Here is a 19938-nt window from a genome sequence, read left to right as displayed (position 1 = left end):
GTTCAGTACTCCCTTCCCGGGGATCGCGAGGATCGCGAACACCCGGCGGATCCCGGCGTCCCCGGGGCCTGTGGGGACCGTGGGGACCCGACGGACCGCGCCACCCCCGGCCCCGTTCCGGTCTCCCCCGGCCCGGCGAGCCGCACCACGAGCGGTCCGGCGCACACCACGGCGTCCGCGGCGACCGGTACCGCGTCGCCGGCGGGTACACCGTCCACGGTCAGGTCCAGCGCGGTCACCACGTCCACACCGGGCACCGCCTCCAGGCGCCGGGCCAGATCGGACAGGTACACGCCCCGGCCGAACGGCCAGCCGGTCCCGGTCGGGCCGCCGTCCAGCGGGTGCAGGAAGCGAGCCAGGTCGGCGAGCACCGCGCCGCGCACCGGGCCCGCGTCGCCGGCCCGGGTCGGACGTACGGTGGCCGCCACGCCGATCGGGAAGTAGCGCGCGCCCTCGACCACCAGGCGGGCCGCCGCCGGCATCCGCGCGCCGACCGCGTCCCGTACCCGGCGCAGCAGTTCGCCGGTCGGCTCCGGCCGGTCCGTACCGTCGCGCGGCACCACGACCAGTCGGATCACGCCCGGCAGCACCCGACCGTGCCGGTCGCGCGCGCCCAGCGCGCGGGCCGCCGCGATCGCCGGGACGGTCTCCCGGGCCAGCGCCGCCACGTCGCTCTCGGTCAGCGCGAGCCGGCGGTGTCGCAGCAGCGCGGGGCCGCGGCGCAGGACGTCCGGGAACGGTTCCGCGTCGGTGCCGCCGCTCGCGCCCCGGGGGTTGCTCACCGCGCCGACCGCGACCGCGCCGATCGCCTGGGTGATCGCGCCGGCGGGCACATTGCCGACCGCGCCGCCGCCGGAACGGTACGAGCGCAGCCGCACGTTGTCCGGCCCCACCGGCGGAACCCGCCCGTGTCCGTTCCCGCCGAACAACACCCGCCCGGTGGCGTGGTCGCACACGAAGACCCGATCGGCCGGGCCGGCCAGTCCCAGGGAGGGAACTTCGTCCCAGCGCACCCAGACCTCGCTCACCCGGCCCGTGCGCGGATCGGCCACCGTGCGCAGCGCCGCACCCGCCCGCTCGGCCAACTCCCGGCGCAGCAGCGGAAGATCGACGAAGGCGCGCTCGCCGTCCAGCTCGCGCACCTCCAGCACCGCGCCGTCCAGGACCGGGGCGCGCATGGCCTGGAAGACCTGTCCGGCGCTGCCGTCGGCCGAGCCGAGCAGTTCGTCGGTGATCGTCTGGACCTGCCGCACCCCGGCCGCGTTGGGCACCAGCGCGCTCAGCACCGGTCGCGGGGGTTCGGCCTCGCCGGGGAAACGGGCCCGGATCCAGGTGCGGGGTGTGCCGAATCGGGCGGGTGGCGCGTCGCGCAGTTCGCCGCCCGCGTAGGCCCGGGAGAGTCGGTCGCGCACGGTGAGCGTCTCGCCCTCGGCGCCGGCCACGAGCACCGGTTCGCCGCCGCGCGCGTCGGTGAGCAACAGCCGGTCTCCGGGCCCGAATCGGGCGGCGGCGCCGCGCCCGAGCAGGGTCACCGTACGGTCCGCGGCGCCCGCGACGGGTGCCCCGGGCGGGCCGCCGGCGCCGGGCCAGAGCAGGCCGACCACGCCGCCTCGGGTGAAGCCCTCGGTGCCGTCGTCGCCGGCCAGGGCGACCCAGCCGGTGCCGTCGTAGCCCTCCCAGGTGGGTCGTGCCGGGACCGCGTCGGGGTCCTCGCCGGCGGGCTCGACGTACAGGCCCAGGCGGTCGGCGGGCAGTTCGCCGTCGAAGCCCAGGTACAACGTCGGGGCGGTCTCGGCCATCGGGCGAAACGGCGTGGCGCCGGGTCCGGGGAAGGCGAGGTCGGCGGTCAGGTCGGCCCACGCGTGGTCGTCGAGCGCGAGCGTGTGTCGCGGGTCGTCGGGTCCGGCGACGTGCCGGTAGAACACCTCGAAGCGGTCCAGCACCGGTGGCCGGGGCTCCACCACGGGCAGGAAGTTGAGCACGCCGGACTTGTCGGTCCAACTCACCTGGCGCAGGAAGGAGAAGCTGCCGCGTTCCAACCGCGCGCGCAGCCAGCGGCGTTCGTCGCCGGTCACCGAGGCCGCCGCCCAGTCGCTCGGCACGGTGAAGTGCAACGCTCCCGAGCGTTGCAGGGCCAGTACGGCGGGCGCGCCGGCCGCGCCGATCGCCCGCCAGCGGATGCCGTCGTAGTACTCCCAGGTCACCTCGGGCGCGGTGAGCTGGTTGGGGGTCTGCGCGCCGACCACGGCCTTGAGCAGGTCCTCCGGCGCCAGGTCCGCCAGCGCGGTCGCGATCGTGCGGGCCTTGGCCACCTGGGTGTCCACGGCGGTCCTGGCCGCGTCGATCCGCGAGGTCACGTCGGTCACGAACGCCTGGGGGTCGGCGCTGAGGAAGGACGGCAGCGGGGTGTCGGCCAGGTAGGGGGTGGGGGTGGCCAGGACGGTGCCCAGCGCGGACGCGAGCGCGCCGTGCGCGGCGACCACCTGGGCGTCGCTGCCGCCGCCGAGCGCCTGGGCGAGCGCGGCCCGGGGCGCGGTCAACGCGCTCGCGCCGGCGGACAGTTGCGCGGTGACGTCGGCGGTGGCCAGCAGCAGCCCGGCGCTCGCGCGCGGGGCGCCGCCGAGCGCGGCCAGCGCCGCGGCGAGGTCGGCGGCCGGGTTCGCGGCGGTCTGCGCGGCGGTGACGTGCTCGCGCGCCGAGCCGATGTTGCCGAACAGGCCGGGCTCGGCCTGCGCGGCGCCGCGCAACGTGGTCAGCGCGTCCCGCAGGTGCGTCTTGACCTGGGCGTACCACGCGGTCGGGTCCTCGCCGGACAGCGGCGAGACCACCGCGCGCCCCAGGTCCCCGGTGACCGCGGTCAACTCGGCCAACCTGGTCGCCACGGCGCGGATGTCGGCGACCGTCTTGTCGCGGAACTCCTTCGCGTTCTGCACCCCGCCGGTCAGTTCGCCGGTGCGCTGGTCGGCCTCCTCGGCCGCGGTGCGCGGTCGGCCGAGCACCACGGTGACCCGGGCGCCGGGCTTGGCGAACGCGGCGTCGCACGCGACGTGGAAGGCGCTGCCGCGTACCGGCGCCGGGCCCAGCGGGGTGAAGGCCCGGGTCGGGTCCACCGCCTGCGCGTCGGCGACCGCCTTGTCCGGGGCCAGGCCGGTGCGCAGGGTCAGGTCCAGGTGCGCGGGGGCGTCGAGGGCGAGCGGCGCGGTCAGGTCGTCGGGGTCGTCCAGGACGAAGTAGTCGATGCCCGGTTTCGGGGTCGCCGTGCCGGCGGTGAAGGTGTCCGCGGCGGTGGGCGGCACGGTGACGCCGAACCGCACCGTGTGGCCCGGGTGCGCGGTCCCGATCGCCACCGGCGTGCCGGGCTTCGCGGTCGGATCGGCGTTGCTCGCCGCGGTGGTGTCCCGCACGTGCACCGTCACCTCCGGCGGTGCGGTGGTGCCGTACGCGGCGTGCACGGTGACGGTGGTGTCGGCACCGGTCGGCGGGCCGGTGAACAGGGCCAGGCGCGCGTGGGTGCTCACCGCCGCGAGCCGTACCCGTGCCACCTCGGGAACCACGAATCCGGGTCGACCGCTCAGCGCCGAGTCCAGCCGGGCGCGCAGCCAGTACGACTCGGTGCCCTCGACGGTGGTGGTCACCGCCGTCGCACACGGCGCCACCAGGCGGACGGTGCCCGAGCGGGTCAGCCCCGCGGTGCCGTCGCGGGACTCGTCGTCACCGTCGCCCCAGGGCGCGAACGCACGCCACGCGCCGCCGTCCCACCACGTCCAGGAGATCCGCAGCGGGCTCGACGCGGGTCGCCCCAGGACCACGGTGATCTCCACGGTGGCCCGCCCGGCGAACGCCAGGAGCGTGTCGTGCGCCAGGTACAACTCCCGTACGGCGGGGCGCAGATCGGTGAACAGCGTGACCGGGCGTCGGGCCAGGACGTCGGCGGAGTGGTCGGCGGCGGCGTCCGCGCCCGGGTCCAGGCTCCACACCTCCACCAGCGGCGCGCCGGCCAGCGCCACCGTGTCCCGGGTCTCGAAGATCAGCGGCGCGTCCTGTCCCGGCACGGCGGCGCCCAGCCGTGATCCGGCGGTCACCCGGGCCCCGCTCACCCCTGGCAGCGGCTGGAGCAGGACCGTGGTGCCGGCGCCCTGCGCGGGCAGCAGCGACACCCCCACCATGTCCAGGAGGGCGGCGAGTTGCCGGTCGGGCAGGGCGGCCAGCCGTTCCTCCAGCGCGGCCAGCAGCGCGCCGAGTCCGTGTGCCACGCCCAGGGATGGTCCGCCCGCGGTCGGATGCCAGTCGGGTACCCAGCCGGTCCGCGCGGCCAGCAGCGCGGCGACCACCTCGGCCCGGCCTCGTGGCGTGCTCACGTGGCCGCCCCTTCGTGCAGGTGGAACGGGTAGACGAGGTTGTAGAAGGTGTTGGTGGCGCGGATCCGGTAGTCGATGCGCACGTCCAGTCGGCCCGCCGCGCGATCGGCCACCGACACCTGCACGCCCAGCACGTCGATGCGCGGCTCCCACGCGGTCAGGCCCTGTTCCACCCGCAGCCGCACCAGCGCGGCGGTGGCCGCGGTGACCGGCTCGAACAACATGTCCTCCAGACCCGCGCCGAAGTCGGGACGCATCACCCGCTCACCGCGTCGAGTGCCCAGGATGAGCAGCACGGACTGGCGGACCTTCTCCGGCCCGGCCGCCTCGGCCGCCTCACCGAGCGGGTCCAGGCGGGCCGGCGCGGCCCAGCCCCGGCCGAGCACGGCGGCGTCCGCGGGGGTGTGCTGCGCGGGGTCTGGATCGAGCGGCGCGTTCGGTTCGGCCATCGTCAGCCTCCGATCAGCACGGTCGGGACGCCGGCCACCACCGGTGCGCCGCAGCCGGCCAGGTCGCCTTGGCGCAGCGCGCCGCGACCGCCGACGAGCACCGTCGCGGAGCCCTTGGTGAACGGTGACGGCGGGTGGGCGGCGGGCGGCGGGAACGCGCACGCGTGCATGTCGCCCTGCACGGCGGCGGGCAGTCCGCCGATCAGCACGGTGGGCACGCCGGGTCCCGCGACCATGCCGGGGTGACCGGTGGGGTCGGTGACGCGCGCTGCTGCGGGCACGGCTGCCTCCTCGAAGGTGATCGGTGGGTGTGAACGCTGGTCCGCGAACGGTCAGTTGATCTTCACCAGGGCGCCCTGGATGCTGCAGGTGGCGGCGGCCCGGATATCCGCGCGGGTGGCCTTCGCCGCCAGGCCGTTGCCGGCCTCGACGCTCACGTCGAGCCCGCTCACCTCGACCGATCGGGTGCCGGTGACGGTCACCGCGCCGGAGGTGGTCAGCGAGATCTTCGCCGAGCCGCCGGCCACGGCCAGGGTGATCCCGTCGACGGACATCTCGATCGAGTGGCCCAGGGCGTGCGTGAGCGTGACCGTCTGGACCAGGTCGTCGATGGCCACCTCGTGGCCCACCGGCGTGCGGATGACCCGCTTGGTCACCGAGTCGGTGGGCAGGTCCACCGGGGGCCGCGAGGTCATCGTCCACAGTCCGCCGAGCACGTAGGGCTCGCGCACGTCGCCGTTGCGGAAGGCGACGAGCACCTCGTCGCCGGGCTGCGGCATGAACCACACCCCGGAGCCGTCGCCGGCGACCGGCGCGCACACGCGTGCCCACGGCTCCACGCCCGGAAGCCACGCGTACCGCACCTGTACCCGCCCGGCACCGGTCAGGTCCAGGTTGTCCACCACCGTGGCCGGCGCCACGCCGGTCACCCGCGGGCTGTCGGACGCGTGGATGTCGTCGAGGGCGTCGAAGAGCGGTTCGAACATGCCGATCCTCCGAGGGGTCCGGTCGTTACGTCGGGAACGGGTGGAAGCGAAGGCGCGGCCGGTCACCGGACACGTCACGGAAACGGCCTCACAACCGCTACGAGTTGGGCGCCGGCAACGACAACAGGCCGCCCTGGACCCGGACCGCGCCCTGGGACGCGGGCGGGATGCCGCCGAACCAGATCTCCTTGCGCAGTTCGAACGAGGTGCGATAGCCGCCGCCGTCGAGCGTGTGCTGCGCCGACACCACCCGCCACAGGCCGCCGAACGTCTCGCCCACGCCCTCGATCCGCAACACCCGTCCGGCGCTGATCCGGGGGTCGCCCACGCACGAACCGCTCGCGGTGGTACGCCGGTTCAGCCTGGGCAGCAGTTTGGCGACGATCAGGCGCGGAGCGGTGGCGATGGTCACCGGTTCGTCCACCAGCAGCACCTGGCGGCCCGACGGCAGTCCGAACCCCGGGGCCACCTCGATGGACAGTGCCTGGCGGTCCCAGTCGTAGCCGACCGAGACGGTCAACTCCAGGCGCACCTCGGGCCGCCACACCCGCACCGACACGCTCTCCACCTGGCCGACGGTGCTGATCCGGGGCGTGAACTCCATCAGCGAGCGCCCGTACCGCAAGGTCACGTCGGGCGAGAGGTAGGCGGCGGGCGACATCAACCGGAGCACGAAGCCGGACGGCTCGCTGTCGTGCTCGACGATCAGCTCCCACGCGTTCTCCACCGCGATCTTCTTCAGGAAGTCGAGTGTGGTCTCGGACTGTTGGCGGCGCACCACCCGCTGACGCATGCTCGGGTCCTCCAGCGAGGCCACCACGTCCACCGCGCCCAGGGCAGCCGACAGGAAAGCGCCCAGCGGGTCGAGCAGCGGGATCATGCCGTGTTCGAGCGCCAACAGCGGCGCGACCACCGCGTCCGGCAGCGGCAGCACGCCGAGTTTGGGCACCGGGACGCCGAACCAGCGCGCGGGCGACGCGGCGGCCAGACGGGTGCGCCGGTCCTGGGCGACCACCCGCAACATCGGCATCCCGTCGGAGGGGAAGCTCGCCTCGGTGCCGACCACTTCGCCGGTGAACAATCGGCGCGGCTCGTCCGGGGCGTAGCCCAGCGCGATGCTCACCTCGGTGTCCAACCGGAACAGCGGGTCGTCGAGCCAGCGCAGGCCCTCGTTGGCGAGCGAGACCTCCAGCCGGTCGGCGTCGCCCATGCCGGTCTGGCAGGTCACGCCGGTGACCGAGCCGCGCAGCGCCGCCGGCGCCGGCCGGCCGGCGAAGCGCAGCCGCATCTCCGGGGCGTACTGCGGGAACACGCTCACGCGGGCACCTCCCGGGGCGGTGCGTCGAAGACCTCGTTCGTGCCCGGGTCCCGGTAGGGCAGCCGGGGCACGTGCAGCGTCGCGCCCACGGGCAGCGCGCGCGGGTCGTCCAGCCCGTTGTGCAGCGCGATCGGCCGCCACGCGGACGCCGAGCCGTACTCGCGCCACGCGATCAGTTGCAGCGTCTCGCCGGCGACCACGGTGTGCGCCTTGGTGTAGTCCGAGGTCTGCCGCTTGACCTCCTTGGCCTCCATGTCCACGTTGCGGAACTCGCTGAAGGTGACGGTCAGTCGGGCCCGCACCGGGGTTCCGTCCGGCTTGAACATCACGAACTTCTGCGCGACCCGGGTCAACACGCACGTGAAGGTCAGGCTCGCCCACGCGAACACCAGCGGCGGCGGTGCGTGCAGCGTGGGGTCGATGTCCATCAGGTCCACCACCCGGCGGACCAGGATCCGCACGTCGCTGCCCGCGCCCGCCTGGTCGTTGGCCTCCAGCGAGTCGAGGAACAGCTCCATCTCCAGCGTCTGCGCGTTGCCGTGCACGAACTGCACGACCGGCGCGGACAGCCCGGGGACCGGGAGTTGGGCGTAGGTGGTCTCCCGGTTGACCGTGTAGTCCTCCGGGTTGAACAACACCCGGGTGCGCGCGCCGGTGACGGTGTTGGTGATCGTCGCGCGTTCCATCACCGTCATCGGCTCCACCCCCGGCGTTCCTGCCGGGCGCGCACCCGACGGTCGATCTCCCGGACCACCCCGTCGACCAGCAGGGGCAGGTCGGCCGAGGTGAGCGCGGGCGCCGCCTGCGGACGGCCGTACCCCGTCTCGGCCCGGCCGCGCGCCGATGTGTGGGCCGGCGCGGTGTACGACTCGGCCGCAGTCGAGGCGGGCGTGGGACGGGTGGGCACGACCAACGTCAGGGCGCTCCCGGGCCGGCCGCCGGAACGGCCCGGCGGGGCCGGCCACCCGCCGCTACCGAGCACCGCGCCGGGCCGCGCCGACTCCTCGACGCGCCGACCACGGCCCGCGCCGCGTTCGTACAACTCTCGTGTCACCCAAGCGCGTTCACCCACCGTACGGCCGGCACCCGTGAACACGGTGCGCAGCACCGGTGCGGGCAGTCGGCCCGGCCCGGCGGAGGACGGCGAGTACGGCCCGGGGGTCTCGGTACGGGCGAGCGCGACCATGGGCGGCGCGGTGACCCGGACGTCCAGCCGCACGTGCGCGCAGCGTCGGATGTCCGGGACGGGGACCGGCGCCTGGCGCGGGGGACGGGTGCCGGCCGGGCGCGGCAACGTGTGCAGGACCAGGCCGATTCCGGGCACCCGGGTCTCCACTCGGCCCGCGCCGGCGGGGCCGGTGATCCCCCCGACCCGGGCCCGAACCCCGGCGAGCATCGACGCCGAGGCCGATCGCACCGGCCATCCGGCCGCCGACGCGCGCGCTCCCGTGACGGTCACGGTCTTCTCCCTTCGCGATGCTCGATGCCGGGTGCCACGTCGTGCACGTGGCCCGGGGTCGTGTCCTGCTCGATGCCGGATGCGGAGCGGTGGATGCGTGGCCCGCCGTCACGGCGTGCCGGCCGCCTCGTTGAGCCGCTGGTTGATGGCCGAGACCCGCTCCACCCAGCGCCGCCGCTCGGCGTGGTCCAGGTCCATCAACTCGGCGTGCGACCAGTGCAGGTGGTAGGCCACGAAGGCGATCTCCTCCCTCAGCCGATCGACCGGATATCCGCGGATCCCCCCAGGCGCTCGTGGCCCGTACGGACCTCCTCGCCGCAGTTCGGGCAGGACCCCTCCGTCGAACCGGTGGGCTCGTCCACGGTGTTGATCCGGTTGTAGAGCTCCTGCAGATGCGCCAGGTCGGCGGCGAACAGCGTTTCGATGGTGCGCGGGGTCACCGTCTCGACGCCGCCCACGCGGGTGACCACCCGGCTGAGCAGGATCACCGAGAGGTAGGCCGGGTTGCGCTGCACCCTGGGGTCGGCCAGCGGCAGGATCTCGTCGGCGGCGGTGGCCAGCCGCATCGTGCCCTCGCGATGCAGCGCGCCGTCCTCGCCGAGCAGCCCGAGGGGCAGCGTGAAGTCGTGTTCGATCCGAAGCATGCTCACTGCACCCGCACCAATCCCTCGTGGACGAGTTCGAGCGTCTCGATCGCGATGTCGTCGGCCTCGGCGGTGAGCGCCGGCGCGGTGTACTTGGTCGGCCAGGCCCGGACGAAGTTCCACCGCGAGGTGACCACGCCGCGTCGATCCAGCAGCAGCACCGCGCCGTTGCGGCGCAGGATGTCTCCCTCGACGATCTGCTGATGCCACTCGTACAACTCGGTGTCGGTGGTCATGCCCCACTTGAGCACGATGTTGGCGTATTTGGCCTGCCCGGGGAACTTGTACGGGGTGATGTTCCATCCGCCCTCGCGGTGCTCCACCACGTCCACCGTCGCGTCGAGGCCGCTCACCTCGTGGAACCCGACCCGGATGATGCCGTCGAGTTCGACCTTGAAGTTGAAGTTGACAAAGGGATCCTGGATATCGCCTGTGCTCACGGCGTCCTCCGCTGCCTGTCCGTTGCCGATCGTGGGTGCTCGCGGGCGGCGCCCGCGGGTCCGGGTACGCGCCGCCGCGCGGGGTCGGCCGCTACTGCTCGCTCACCTGCGCGCCGCCGTCCCAGATGCCGATCCGGACCACGATGAACTCCGCCGGATAGACCGGCTGTACGCCGATCTCGATGTGGAGCAATCCGAGTTTGCGGGAGCTCGGCGGGTTCAACGCCTCGTCGATGCGGACGAAGAAGGCGTCCTTGGCCTTGGCGCCGAAGAGCGCTCCGTCCCGCCAGACCCGGGTGAGGAATTCGGTGAGGGTGTGCTTGAGCTTGCCCCACAGTTCCAGGTCGTTCGGCTCGAACACGGCGCCGCGCAGACCTTGTTGGATCGACTCCTCGAGGAAGAGGAACAGCCGCCGCACGTTGACGTATTGCCAGTTGCGGTTGTTCGTGGTGGTCCGCGCGCCCCACACCACCGGTGATCCGCGCCCGGGCAGGATCCGCAGCGCGTTGACGCCGTCCGGATTGAGCAGGCCCTGATCGGAGTCCAGGAGCCTGCGTTCGAGACCGAGCGCACCCGCGATGCCGACGTTGGCCGGCGCCTTGTGTACCCCGCGGGTCGCGTCGGTGTGCGCGTAGATCCCGGCGATGTGGCCGGACGGGGGTTGGAGGACCACCATCTGCTTGGCCGGGTCGCGAAGTTGGATCCACGGGTAGTAGAGGGCCGCGAAGCCCTTGTCCTGGTTGCCGCACACGCTCGCGCGCTGCGTCATGACGGTCGGCACGTCGGCGCCGGGCACGCTGTCCAGGATGGCGAACCGGTCGTAGAGCTTCTCGCAGTGGTCGACGATCGCCTGTTGCGCACCGAAGTCGGTGCAACCCGGGGCAAGCACGAGACTGATCTCGTCGATCGGTTCGAGCAGTTTCAGGTGCTCGACCATGCCTTCCCGCACGGCTTTGACCGCCTCGGGCGGATCATCGGCCACCGCGCCCGTCAACGGGAACGTCCCGGCAGCGGGGCGCGGATCACCCACCGGAATCGGGGTGGTCGGCTCGAGCACGATCCTCAGATAGGTACTCGACACCGACGGGCCACCCCACCAGCGCGGATGCGACGGCATCGTGGACAGGTTCGGGTACGTGACCGCCTGGCCGCCTCGATCGGTGACGGTCAGGTCGAACTCGGCCGTCGACACGCGGGTGGGCGTGACGAGCTTGTACGCGTTGGTGAGCGGCCTGCGCAGGGTGAGCGCGTCGTTGGTGACCGACGCGACGATCCCCCACTCGGTGGTCGCGCCGTCCTTGATCCGTACCGACGACCCGATCGGGACCAGCGGTCGCAGCGCGATCCCCGGCGGGACCTTCAGCCGCAACACCGTGTCGCCGGGCGTGAGATCGTCCGAGGTCACCTTGCCGCCGACGAAGTCGGTCGTGCCGGACAGGCCCTGGTCGAGGACGATCGTGTCCGGCTCCTGCACCGACTTCACCCGCACCGTTCGGGTTTCCGTGCCCTTGGTGACGACCACCCGCTCACCGGCCGCCAAGTCGCCGACCGCGTTCACGGTGAGCACGCGCCGGGTGGCGTCGACGGCGGTGATGTCCGCCTTGCCCTGCACCACCGGCAGATCGCTTCCTTGGCCGGCCGCGGTCAACGCCTTGGCCAGCGCGCTCGAATCCACGATCCGGACCGAACCGCCCTCGCCGTCGGGGCCGTCGAGCAGGGCCTCCACCCGGCCCAAGACCGGCGCGCCCGACGCGCGTCCCAGCAGGTCCTTGGCGGCGGGCTTGGCGGTACCCACCCGCACGACGAAGCACTGGGCGCCGCCGTTGCGGAAGAACCCGTCCACCGCGAGCGGGAGGTGGTAGGGCACGTCGCCGCCGTCCACCGGCGGCCCGAACAGCGCGGTGAACGCGTCCGCGCTGGTCACCAGGATGGGTTCGGCGATCGGCCCGTGCGCGCTGATGCCGATGAACGCCGCGACGCTGGTCGACACACCCTGGATGGGTGCGGCGGGCTCGGTCTCTTCGATGTAGACGCCGGGATACGAGACCTGCACGGCCATGGCGGGTGTCCTCTCAGGTGAAGCGGAGTTCGATCAGCGCGTCGGGGGATCCGGGGACCCGGACCGTCTGCGGGGCCGGCGGCGGCAATCCGGCGGCGGTGACCCGCGCCCGGTACTCCCCCGGCGGGATGCCGACGAGCACGAACCGCCCGTCGTCGTCGCTGCGGACCCGGGCCACCACGCGCCCCGCCGGGTGGTACAGCACGATGTCCGCGTCCGGCACCGGCACCGGCGGCGCCGCCGGCCCCGCGGTGGCGTCGAGCACGAGGCCACCCACGTCGGCGAGTTGTTCTGCGGAGCCGTCACCGGCCCGGGGTGTTACGCCGTCGTAGGAGGTCAGCACCGTGTGCACGACGCCGTCGATCCGCCGGTCCGGTTCCGGGACCGGCATGGTGACGATCAGGTAGACGGCGGGCCGCCAGGACGTGGCCCGTCCGACGGTTCCCCAGAACTCGGCGAGCTTGCCGAACCCCTCCGGCGGCACCACCTCCACCGGCAGCTCCGCCTCGCGCAACGTGGCGGGGACCTTGGCCAGTTGCTCGGGTGTCAGAATCGCCGAGGCGACCATCGGGTCGGCGTCCAGGAACACGGCCAGGACCGCGCCGAGCACGGTGTGCTCCTGCTCGGTGGCGGGCATCTGGGCGCTGTCCTTGGCCGCGTTCCACGCGGTGATCAGGTAGTGGCAGCGGATCCGCGCGGGTTCGCGGCGCTCCACGGTCACTGAACCGGTGGTGATCCGTCGCCGGATGTTCTGCCGCAGCGTCCGGTCCTCGCGCAGGTCCACCAGTGCGCAGTTGACCCAGACGCCGGTGCTCGCACCGACCCGCTGCCGCCAGTCGTCGTCCGGCGGCTGGAACCCGATCCGCGCACTCGTCAGCCCGGGCAGGCCCGCGACCAGGGTCTCCCGGATGATCAGGTCGAGGATGTCGATCATGGCTTGTCGCCCTGCCGGCGCGGGGTGGGAGTGAAGGTGATACCGCCCGCCGGCCCGCCCTGCCACTGATAGTTGATCCGAGCTCCGGTGCGGTCCGCAGCCGCCTGCATCGTGCTTCGACAGGGGCCGCACGGGTCGTACTGGCCGCTGATGTACATCGTTTGCCCGGCCTTGAGCGGGATGTTCCGCACGGCCTTGGCCTCGGTGTGGACCTCTTGGTTGGCCTTGATCAGGCCCACCTCTCGGCGCCGCTCCTTGGTGGAGCCGCCGCTGTGCACCGGCTTGTGGCTGACGACGTGGCCGTCCTTGTCCACGACCTTGGCGATCGCGTCGTGCGGAGGGCGGAACCCGCTCGCCTCGAGGCGCTTCAGCTCGGCCTGTTGAGCCTGCGCGCGCCGTTGTTCCAAGACCTTGCCCGCCACCGGATCGCCCTTCTCCAAGGCGCGGAGCACACGGTCCGACTGTCCCCGGTACAGGGCTTCCAGTCGGTCCAACGCGGACCCGTCCTTGTCGCGACGGAGTTCCTCGTGCAACTCCTTGGCCCGAGCCCGAGTCTCCTTGAGCTGCTGCCGGTGGGCCTGTTCGGTCGCCTTGGTGGAAGCGGCCCCGCGCGGAGCCTTCTCCGCCTGAGCTTTGTCGATCGGAGCCTTCTCGGCCTGAACCTTCCCGGCCGAAGACTTCGGCGTCGAAGCCTTCCCGGTGGAGGGCTTGGTTGTCGAAGCCTTCTTCGCCGGCCTCGCCCGCACCGATGTGGCCTTCACCGGGCCTGCGGCCCCCGCACCGGCGGTCTCCGGCGTACCGGCCGCAGGTACCGCCGCAGCACTCGTCGTCTCGCGCGGGGTTCGCTTGGCTACCGCCTTCCTACCGGGGGCGGGCTTGGCAGCGGGCTTCGCGGCACCGGCCTTCGGCGCGCCGGCGGGCACGGCGGGTGTCGCGGGCGCGGCGACATGCGCGACCGAGACCGGCGCCGGCGCCGGCGCCGGCGTCGCCAACGGAGCGTGCACGGCCTGTGGCGGCGTGGCCGCATGTGGCTCGCCGTGCGAGGCGGGCTGCTTCCCAGTCCTCGGGCCCGTCTTGGCCGCGCCCGATGCGGCGCCCGCCGCCGGTGGCGCGCCGCCCGCCTTCGCGCGTCGGCTCGCGGCGGCCTGGAGCAGGATCTGGTGCAGCAGCGCCAGCAGCGCCTTCGCCAAGTCCTTGGCGCCCCGCTCGAGCGCCGCGTCCCGATCCGCGCCGGCCGGCCGCCGCCAGTCCGTCACCAGCCGCTTCACCACCGGCGCGAGCGTCAATCCGGCCAACGCGGCGTCGATCAGCAACATCGCGATCTTCTTGTTGGCGCTGCCCGCGCGCATCCCGGCCACGGTGAGCACCGCGGCCACCACCTGGGTCCAGAAGTGCACGTCGGACGGCCAGCCGTCCGGATCGGCGTTGACCGCGTCGAGGATCGACCTGACGGCGCCGATGACGTTCACCGCGGCGAGTGCGACCGCGACTTCCTCGACGTCGATCGCCGTGAGCACGGTCTTCGCGGTGAGTTGACCGATGATCTGGCCCAACTCGCGGTCCGTGAACAGGTCGTCGTTCCTCGGCGCCCTGGTTCCCATGTTCTCGTCGTACTTCGCCTCCAGCCAGTCGCCGGCCGCGGTGACCCGGGACGAGACGGCGGGCGAACCGGTGACCGGGTCGACCAGACCGGCGGCCTTCGCCTCGTCCCGCACCGCCCGCAGCACTGCGCCACCGGTCAGCAGATCGGAGGCGACCTGGAGTCGTGCCTTGCCCTCGGCCCCCAGGCCCAGGGCCGAGGCCAGGTTGTCGACGCCGCGCTGCTCCAGGTCCTGCACGCTGTAGCGGAAGCCGACCACCGTGTCGACGATGGCTGCGCCCTCCAGGACGATGCCCTCCGCCACGCCCAGGTTCCTCAGGTCGGCCGCGCGGTTCTCCGCCTTGAGCGCGGCGACCTCCGGATCCTCCTCGCCCTTCGGCGCGCGGGACACGCCGGGTGCGGTGCCGCCCGCGACGGGGGCGGACAACCCGGCGGCGGCCCGGGCGCCCGCACGGTGCGCGGCGCCCTCGGCGGCGGTTCCGGACGGGTGCACACCGCCGGGTCCCGGTGCCACACCGCCGCGCCGTTGCTGCACCACGTGCGCGAGTTCGTGCCCGATCAGCGCGCGACCCGCGTCCGAGTGCGGGTCGTAGCGCCCCGGGCCGAACACGACATGCCGACCGACCGCGTACGCCTTCGCGTCGAGCCGATCGGCGGATGCCGCGGCGTCGGCGTCGGTGTGCACGACCACATCGCCCAGCGACGCCCCGAACGAACGCTCCATCGGACCGCGCACCGACGCGTCCAGCGGCCGCGCGCGCTCGGCGCGGGACTCCAACTCGGCGGGCAGGTGCGATCCGCCGTCGCCACCGGCCTTCGGACTCGACGCCATCACACCACCCCGACCGGGACCGCGGCCTGCGGGGAGGGTCCGATCTTGTCGTACTCGCGCGCCATCGCCCGCAACACCGACGCCCGGTCCACGACCCGGCCCTCGGCCGCCGCCAAGTGGGCTGCCGCGACCGCGACGTTGTGGATGTGGCCCCCGGACAGCGGGTAGTCGTCGGCGAGTTCACCCAGGTCGAGGTCGACGTGTCGGGGCAGTGCCGGCGGCCACACGCGCTGCCAGATCCGCCTGCGTTCGGGGGCCTCCGGGAACGGGAAGTGTACGCAGTAGGTCAGTCGCCGGATGAACCCGTCGTCCATGTGGTGCAGCAGGTTCGTGGCCAGTACCGCGAGCCCGTCGTGGTCCTCCAACCGCTGCAGCAGGTAGGCGACTTCGAGGTTCGCATAACGATCCCGCGCGTCGTGCACCTCGCTGCGTTTGCCGAACAACGCGTCGCACTCGTCGAACAGGAGTACCGCGTCGGTGCGCGCGGCGGCGGTGAACACCGCGTCCAGGTTCTGTTCGGTCTCGCCGATGTACTTCGACACCACCGACGCGAGGTCCACCCGATAGAGCGGCAGTCCGAGCCGGCCCGCGACCAGTCGCGCGGCGAGCGTCTTGCCGGTGCCGCTGGGTCCGGCGAACAGCACCGACACACCTCGTCCCTGGCCCGGTCGCCCGGCGAACCCGTGCCCGTCGAGCACCGTGCGATGGGCGCTCAGATGCGCGCAGACGTCGTCCAGCCGCTCGCCGACGCCGTCCGGGACGATCAGCGCGGACCAGTCGTCCGAGGTGGTCAACCGGGACGCGAGTCGGCCCAGTTCGCCGCCGGTGACCTGGGCCGCGACGTCGGCCACCTCGGCCGGCGTGGTGTGCGGTTCGACACCGGCCTCGGCCCGGCCGCGGGCCCGGGCGGCGACCGCGTCCAGGGTGTGCCGCAGTTCGGCGCCGGCCAGGTGGGTCCAGCCGGCGAGCGGGTCGGGCCCGGTGCCGCCCGCGACGCGCACCCCCCGCTCGGCCAGCGCGGTGGTGAGCCCGCCGGAACCACCCACTGCCGGCATCCGCCGCACGGGCAGCGACACCACACGCCCGGCGGACGGTTCGGGTCCGGTGGGCGCGAGCGAGTCGGGACCGCCGATCACGATCGTGTGGGTGAACCGCTCCCACACCGGCGCGGGTGGCGTCACGGCGTGGGCGTCCACCACGAGCACGGCCTCGCGCAGCAGCGCCTCGGCGGCCAGCCCGCGCACGACGGCGGGCTCGGCCAACGCCTCGGGCCGCGCGGTCAGCACCCGGCGCCCGGCCCGTGCCGCGCTCCACCACGCCAGATCCAGGCAGTTCGCCGGCTCGGCACCGTGCAGGTGGGTCAGCGTCGGATCCTCGCCGGTCAGCCGGGCGACCAGCACCTCGGCCGCCTCGGGGTCGACCACACCGACCGGCGCGTACCCGTCCAGGGTGGCGAACGGCGCCAGTTCGTCGGCGATTGGGGCCACCGCGAACAGCCGGCGCAGCAACACCACCGAGGGCCGCACCGCGCTCGCGAAGGAGGGCCCGGACCCGGCTCCGACCGGCTCGACCAGCCCGCGGCGCACCAGCGGTCCGGCCGAGGACAGCCGGACCGCCACCGCCGTGCGATCCGCACCGGTCGCGCAACACAGCCGGGCGAGCAGGTCGAGGGTCGGGTACGGCTGTCCGGGGTCGCGCTGCAACCAGCCGATCGCCCGACCGAACGCGGGATCGAGATCGGGCGCGAACGCCAGTGCGAGGACGGTCAGTTCGAACGCGTCGAAGCCGGCACGGGTCAACGGCAGTGTCACGTGCGCGGGCAGCGGCGGGGTGGTGATCGGCTCGGGCGCGGGGCGCGGATCGCCCGACAGCGCGCGGTGCACCTCGTCGTACGAGGGATAGAGGCGTTCCAGCGAACTCTCCTCGTCCTGCCGGTCGATCGCCGCCACGGCCCGCGCGAGCACGTCCGCGATCCACCGCTCCAGATCGGAGAGGTCGGGAAAGACGGATGCGCTCGAATCGATCGAGGAGGTGGCGGCCATGTCGTGATCCTTGATCACCGGCCGCCGACGCGTCATCCACCCGACAGGACGATCTTTGCGCGTGGCGGGAGTAGATCCCCGATGGACCGCCGATGCGTCCTCCTCCACCCGGGGTGGAGATCGGCATCCACCCGCGGAGCCCACGCCGGACCGCGCCCCGGGGGAGCGGAAACGGGCGTACGCCCACCGAGCGAATCGGCGTCAGGCGCGCGCCGGCCCACCGTTGGTGGGCTGCCCGAGATCCGGCGCACGCCGGGTACGCGGAGCCCGCGTCGGCCCGCCGACGATCGGCCGATCCGGTCCCGCGTCCGATCCCGCGTCCGCGGGGCCCGACGGTCGGTCGGCCGGCATCGAGCGCAGCAGCGTCGCCGCGGCCTCGCGATGTGGAACGTCCAACTTCCGCAGCACCGCGTGCACATGGGTCTTGACCGTGGACAGGCCGATGGACAGTTGCCGGGCGATCGCGTGGTTGCTCATCCCCTCGGCCATCAGGAAGAGGATCTCCCGCTCGCGCGCGGTCAGCGTCTCCGACAGTGCGGACCCTCCACGCTGCGCGCCGGCGGCCGGCGACTGTACACGTTGCAGCAGCAGCGCGGCGATCCGCGGACTGCACGACGCCTCGCCGCGCACCGCGCCGACGATCGCGGCTGCGGTTTGCAACACGGAGTACTCCCGGCCGATGAACCCCGCCACGCCGGCCTCGGCCGCGGTGATCACGTCGTCCCGGGACTCGTCCACGCCGAGCGCGATCAACCGGGTCTCCGGCGAGCCGCACCGGATCGCACGGATCGCCGGAATGCTGTCGGGCGTGGCGAGATCGAGCAGCAGGACCGAGGGCCGCAGGCGCAGCGCCCCCGAGACCGCCTCGGCGGCGGACCCACCCGACCCGACCAGGCGCAACGCGGGTTCATCGGCGAGCGCCCGCACGGTGGCCTCGCGATAGATCCGAACCGGGGTGATCACGAGTACCTCGATGGCCGCACTCATCGGCTTCTCTCTGCCCCCCGCCGTCGAAGGCCCGCCGGGCGATCCGCACCACCGTCCCGCGAAACCCTCGCGCGGCGTGCCGAATCGGGCGACTGCGTCACATCGACTGTTGACAACTCACAGTAATCGTCCGGTCGCGCTAAGAGTACCGCCGCTGTCGTTGCCTCGCTACAAACCCGGGTTCACAGCAGCCGAACCGGCGCACCTCTCGACGAAACCGCACCCATTCCGAGCCGCGGCGGCGCCCGCGGACGGCATCTCCCCGACGCGGCACGCGCCGACTCGACCGAACCGCTCGATTCGAATCGCTCGATAGGAACCGCTGGATACGAACCCACTCGATCGAAAGCTCCGGGGACGACCGGACCGACATCGGCGTGGGCGAACCACCGCTCACCCACGCCGATTCGGTACGGCCCGGGCCTCCTCAGACCAGCGTCGTCACCGGCCGCCGCGTCGTGGTCTCGATCTCGCCCGCCGCCTTGTCCAGCAACTGCCGGGTCAGATCCGTCAGCGCCCGCGCCGCGGCGATCTCCTCGCCCACCTGCGGTTGATCGGGATCATCCGGGTAACGACTGGCGTGCGCGTGCGAACGCAACTCCGTTCCGTCTCGCAACCGGAGGAGCGCGGCGGCCTCGGTCCGCTTCCCGTCCTCCTTGAACTCCATCTCGATGTGCCATCCGACGATCTGCATGACTACCCCTTCCGAGCCCCCCGTCCGGTCGGCACCCGCCGAGCCCCTCCGCACCGACCCGATTCGACCTGCCGCGCCTACGTCCGCCACTCCCTTCCGTGAGATCCGCCGCTCCTTCCGTCACCCGTGCTCGCGTCCCGCCCCCGCTACCCCCCGGCTGTCCGCCGTCGGCCCCGACCCGGTCACCGTCACCCTGGCCGGGCGCAACAACCGCTCCCCCACGCGGTAGCCCGGCGTGTGCACCACCGAACAGATCGGCGGATCCGCCCCTCGACAGGGCCGATGGGCCAACGCGTCGTGGACGTGCGGGTCGAACGTGTCCCCGACCGCGCCGAACCCCCGCAACCCCAGCGTCGCGAGCGCGTCCTCGAGTTGACCGACGACTTTGGCGACCCCGGAGGTCAACTCGTCAGCGGCTCGGGCCCGATCGAAGCCGTCGACCACCGGCAGCAACGGGGTCAGCACATTGGCCAGCGCCGCCTCCCGTACCGCGAGCCGATCCCGCCGCACGTGTGCTCGATAGGCGTTGTAGTCGGCCTGAAGGCGCCGCAATTCGTCCACCCGCTCGGTGAGTTGCCCGCGCAGCGCGGCGATCTCGGTCAACAGCGTGGCCAGGATCGGCGACTGCGGCTGCCCGGCGGGCACCGGCAACAGCCCCGGGCCGGGAGAGGTCCGGTTCACGCGGCCCCACCTCCCCGCTTGTCCTCGTCGACGATCTCCGCGTCGACGACATCGTCGTCCTCGACGGTGTCACCGCCGGCTCCGGCTCCGGCCGCATCGTCGGTGCCCGGCTGCGCGTTCGCGTACATCGCGCTGCCCATCCGCTGACTGATCGTGCCGACCTTCTCCGCGGCGTCGCGGATGGCGGCCAGGTCCTCGCCCTTGAGCGCGTCCTTGAGCCCGGTCAGCGACGTCTCGACCTCGCCCCGCACGTCCGCCGGCACCTTGTCGCCGTTGTCCTTGATGAACTTCTCGGTGGTGTACACCAGTTGCTCGGCCTGGTTGCGGGTCTCCGCGGCCTCGCGACGCTGGTGGTCCTCGTCCGCGTGCGCCTCCGCCTCGCGCATCATCCGGTCGATGTCGTCCTTCGGCAGGCCCGAGCCGCCGGTGATGGTCATCGACTGCTCCTTGCCCGT

At 73.2% G+C, this 19938-nt stretch carries 18 protein-coding genes; all 18 read right to left on the bottom strand.

Going from position 1 to position 19938, the window contains the following annotated elements:
• Positions 1-2 precede the first annotated feature (2 nt).
• Positions 3-4358, bottom strand: a complete 4356-nt coding sequence (locus ACIRL2_RS32920) for a hypothetical protein (RefSeq protein WP_402236957.1) — start codon at positions 4356-4358, stop codon at positions 3-5.
• Positions 4355-4807, bottom strand: coding sequence for a GPW/gp25 family protein (locus ACIRL2_RS32915; RefSeq protein WP_395873230.1), 453 nt, complete (start codon positions 4805-4807; stop codon positions 4355-4357). Before ACIRL2_RS32915 ends, ACIRL2_RS32920 begins: the two co-directional genes overlap by 4 nt.
• A 2-nt stretch (positions 4808-4809) precedes the next feature.
• Positions 4810-5088 carry a PAAR domain-containing protein gene (locus ACIRL2_RS32910; protein WP_026217775.1) on the bottom strand — a complete coding sequence of 93 codons (279 nt, stop codon included), beginning with the start codon at positions 5086-5088 and terminating at the stop codon, positions 4810-4812.
• A gap of 51 nt (positions 5089-5139) precedes the next feature.
• Positions 5140-5793, bottom strand: coding sequence for a phage baseplate assembly protein V (locus ACIRL2_RS32905; protein WP_395873229.1), 654 nt, complete (start codon positions 5791-5793; stop codon positions 5140-5142).
• Positions 5794-5890: 97 nt separating this feature from the next.
• Positions 5891-7111 carry a phage late control D family protein gene (locus tag ACIRL2_RS32900; protein WP_402236953.1) on the bottom strand — a complete coding sequence of 407 codons (1221 nt, stop codon included), beginning with the start codon at positions 7109-7111 and terminating at the stop codon, positions 5891-5893.
• Positions 7108-7806, bottom strand: coding sequence for a peptigoglycan-binding protein LysM (locus ACIRL2_RS32895; protein WP_395873227.1), 699 nt, complete (start codon positions 7804-7806; stop codon positions 7108-7110). The genes ACIRL2_RS32900 and ACIRL2_RS32895 overlap by 4 nt, the downstream gene beginning before the upstream one ends.
• Positions 7803-8570 (bottom strand): hypothetical protein, encoded by a 768-nt coding sequence (locus tag ACIRL2_RS32890; protein WP_402236950.1) that lies wholly within the window; start codon positions 8568-8570, stop codon positions 7803-7805. The genes ACIRL2_RS32895 and ACIRL2_RS32890 overlap by 4 nt, the downstream gene beginning before the upstream one ends.
• A 108-nt stretch (positions 8571-8678) precedes the next feature.
• A complete protein-coding gene (locus tag ACIRL2_RS32885) occupies positions 8679-8804 on the bottom strand; it encodes a DUF6760 family protein (protein WP_395873225.1) in 126 nt (41 codons plus the stop codon).
• A gap of 17 nt (positions 8805-8821) precedes the next feature.
• Complete coding sequence (locus tag ACIRL2_RS32880; RefSeq protein ID WP_402236947.1) at positions 8822-9214, bottom strand: hypothetical protein; 393 nt, start codon at positions 9212-9214, stop codon at positions 8822-8824.
• Positions 9215-9216: 2 nt separating this feature from the next.
• Positions 9217-9654 carry a phage tail protein gene (locus ACIRL2_RS32875; RefSeq protein WP_331771652.1) on the bottom strand — a complete coding sequence of 146 codons (438 nt, stop codon included), beginning with the start codon at positions 9652-9654 and terminating at the stop codon, positions 9217-9219.
• Between the two features lie 91 nt (positions 9655-9745).
• Positions 9746-11713: a phage tail sheath family protein gene (locus tag ACIRL2_RS32870; RefSeq protein ID WP_402236944.1), complete on the bottom strand. Its 1968-nt coding sequence runs from the start codon at positions 11711-11713 to the stop codon at positions 9746-9748.
• A gap of 13 nt (positions 11714-11726) precedes the next feature.
• Positions 11727-12647: a Pvc16 family protein gene (locus tag ACIRL2_RS32865; protein WP_402236942.1), complete on the bottom strand. Its 921-nt coding sequence runs from the start codon at positions 12645-12647 to the stop codon at positions 11727-11729.
• Complete coding sequence (locus tag ACIRL2_RS32860; RefSeq protein ID WP_402236940.1) at positions 12644-15079, bottom strand: DUF4157 domain-containing protein; 2436 nt, start codon at positions 15077-15079, stop codon at positions 12644-12646. Before ACIRL2_RS32860 ends, ACIRL2_RS32865 begins: the two co-directional genes overlap by 4 nt.
• Positions 15079-17121: an AAA family ATPase gene (locus ACIRL2_RS32855; RefSeq protein WP_402236938.1), complete on the bottom strand. Its 2043-nt coding sequence runs from the start codon at positions 17119-17121 to the stop codon at positions 15079-15081. Before ACIRL2_RS32855 ends, ACIRL2_RS32860 begins: the two co-directional genes overlap by 1 nt.
• A 201-nt stretch (positions 17122-17322) precedes the next feature.
• Positions 17323-18108: a LuxR C-terminal-related transcriptional regulator gene (locus ACIRL2_RS32850; RefSeq protein ID WP_402236935.1), complete on the bottom strand. Its 786-nt coding sequence runs from the start codon at positions 18106-18108 to the stop codon at positions 17323-17325.
• A 427-nt stretch (positions 18109-18535) separates the two neighbouring features.
• A complete protein-coding gene (locus ACIRL2_RS32845; RefSeq protein ID WP_395873217.1) occupies positions 18536-18802 on the bottom strand; it encodes a DUF1876 domain-containing protein in 267 nt (88 codons plus the stop codon).
• A gap of 120 nt (positions 18803-18922) precedes the next feature.
• Positions 18923-19483 (bottom strand): nucleotide exchange factor GrpE, encoded by a 561-nt coding sequence (gene grpE, locus ACIRL2_RS32840; protein ID WP_395873216.1) that lies wholly within the window; start codon positions 19481-19483, stop codon positions 18923-18925.
• A partial coding sequence (locus ACIRL2_RS32835) for an Hsp70 family protein (RefSeq protein WP_402236931.1) occupies positions 19480-19938 on the bottom strand: 459 nt, incomplete at its 5' end. The genes ACIRL2_RS32835 and grpE, both read right to left, overlap by 4 nt.

Origin of the sequence: Embleya sp. NPDC127516, assembly GCF_044765325.1 — a bacterium.
GTDB lineage: Bacteria > Actinomycetota > Actinomycetes > Streptomycetales > Streptomycetaceae > Embleya.
The sequence above is the reverse complement of the archived record's forward strand: the minus strand, read 5'-3'. Positions and strand labels throughout refer to the sequence as shown.

Bases quoted from the DNA above. Each gene is read 5' to 3' on its own strand.
- ACIRL2_RS32915 (WP_395873230.1), bottom strand. From the start codon at position 4,807: ATGGCCGAACCGAACGCGCCGCTCGATCCAGACCCCGCGCAGCACACC.
- ACIRL2_RS32905 (WP_395873229.1), bottom strand. From the start codon at position 5,793: ATGTTCGAACCGCTCTTCGACGCCCTCGACGACATCCACGCGTCCGAC.
- ACIRL2_RS32895 (WP_395873227.1), bottom strand. From the start codon at position 7,806: ATGACGGTGATGGAACGCGCGACGATCACCAACACCGTCACCGGCGCG.
- ACIRL2_RS32880 (WP_402236947.1), bottom strand. From the start codon at position 9,214: ATGCTTCGGATCGAACACGACTTCACGCTGCCCCTCGGGCTGCTCGGC.
- ACIRL2_RS32870 (WP_402236944.1), bottom strand. From the start codon at position 11,713: ATGGCCGTGCAGGTCTCGTATCCCGGCGTCTACATCGAAGAGACCGAG.
- ACIRL2_RS32865 (WP_402236942.1), bottom strand. From the start codon at position 12,647: ATGATCGACATCCTCGACCTGATCATCCGGGAGACCCTGGTCGCGGGC.
- ACIRL2_RS32860 (WP_402236940.1), bottom strand. From the start codon at position 15,079: ATGGCGTCGAGTCCGAAGGCCGGTGGCGACGGCGGATCGCACCTGCCC.
- ACIRL2_RS32855 (WP_402236938.1), bottom strand. From the start codon at position 17,121: ATGGCCGCCACCTCCTCGATCGATTCGAGCGCATCCGTCTTTCCCGAC.
- ACIRL2_RS32850 (WP_402236935.1), bottom strand. From the start codon at position 18,108: ATGAGTGCGGCCATCGAGGTACTCGTGATCACCCCGGTTCGGATCTAT.
- ACIRL2_RS32845 (WP_395873217.1), bottom strand. From the start codon at position 18,802: ATGCAGATCGTCGGATGGCACATCGAGATGGAGTTCAAGGAGGACGGG.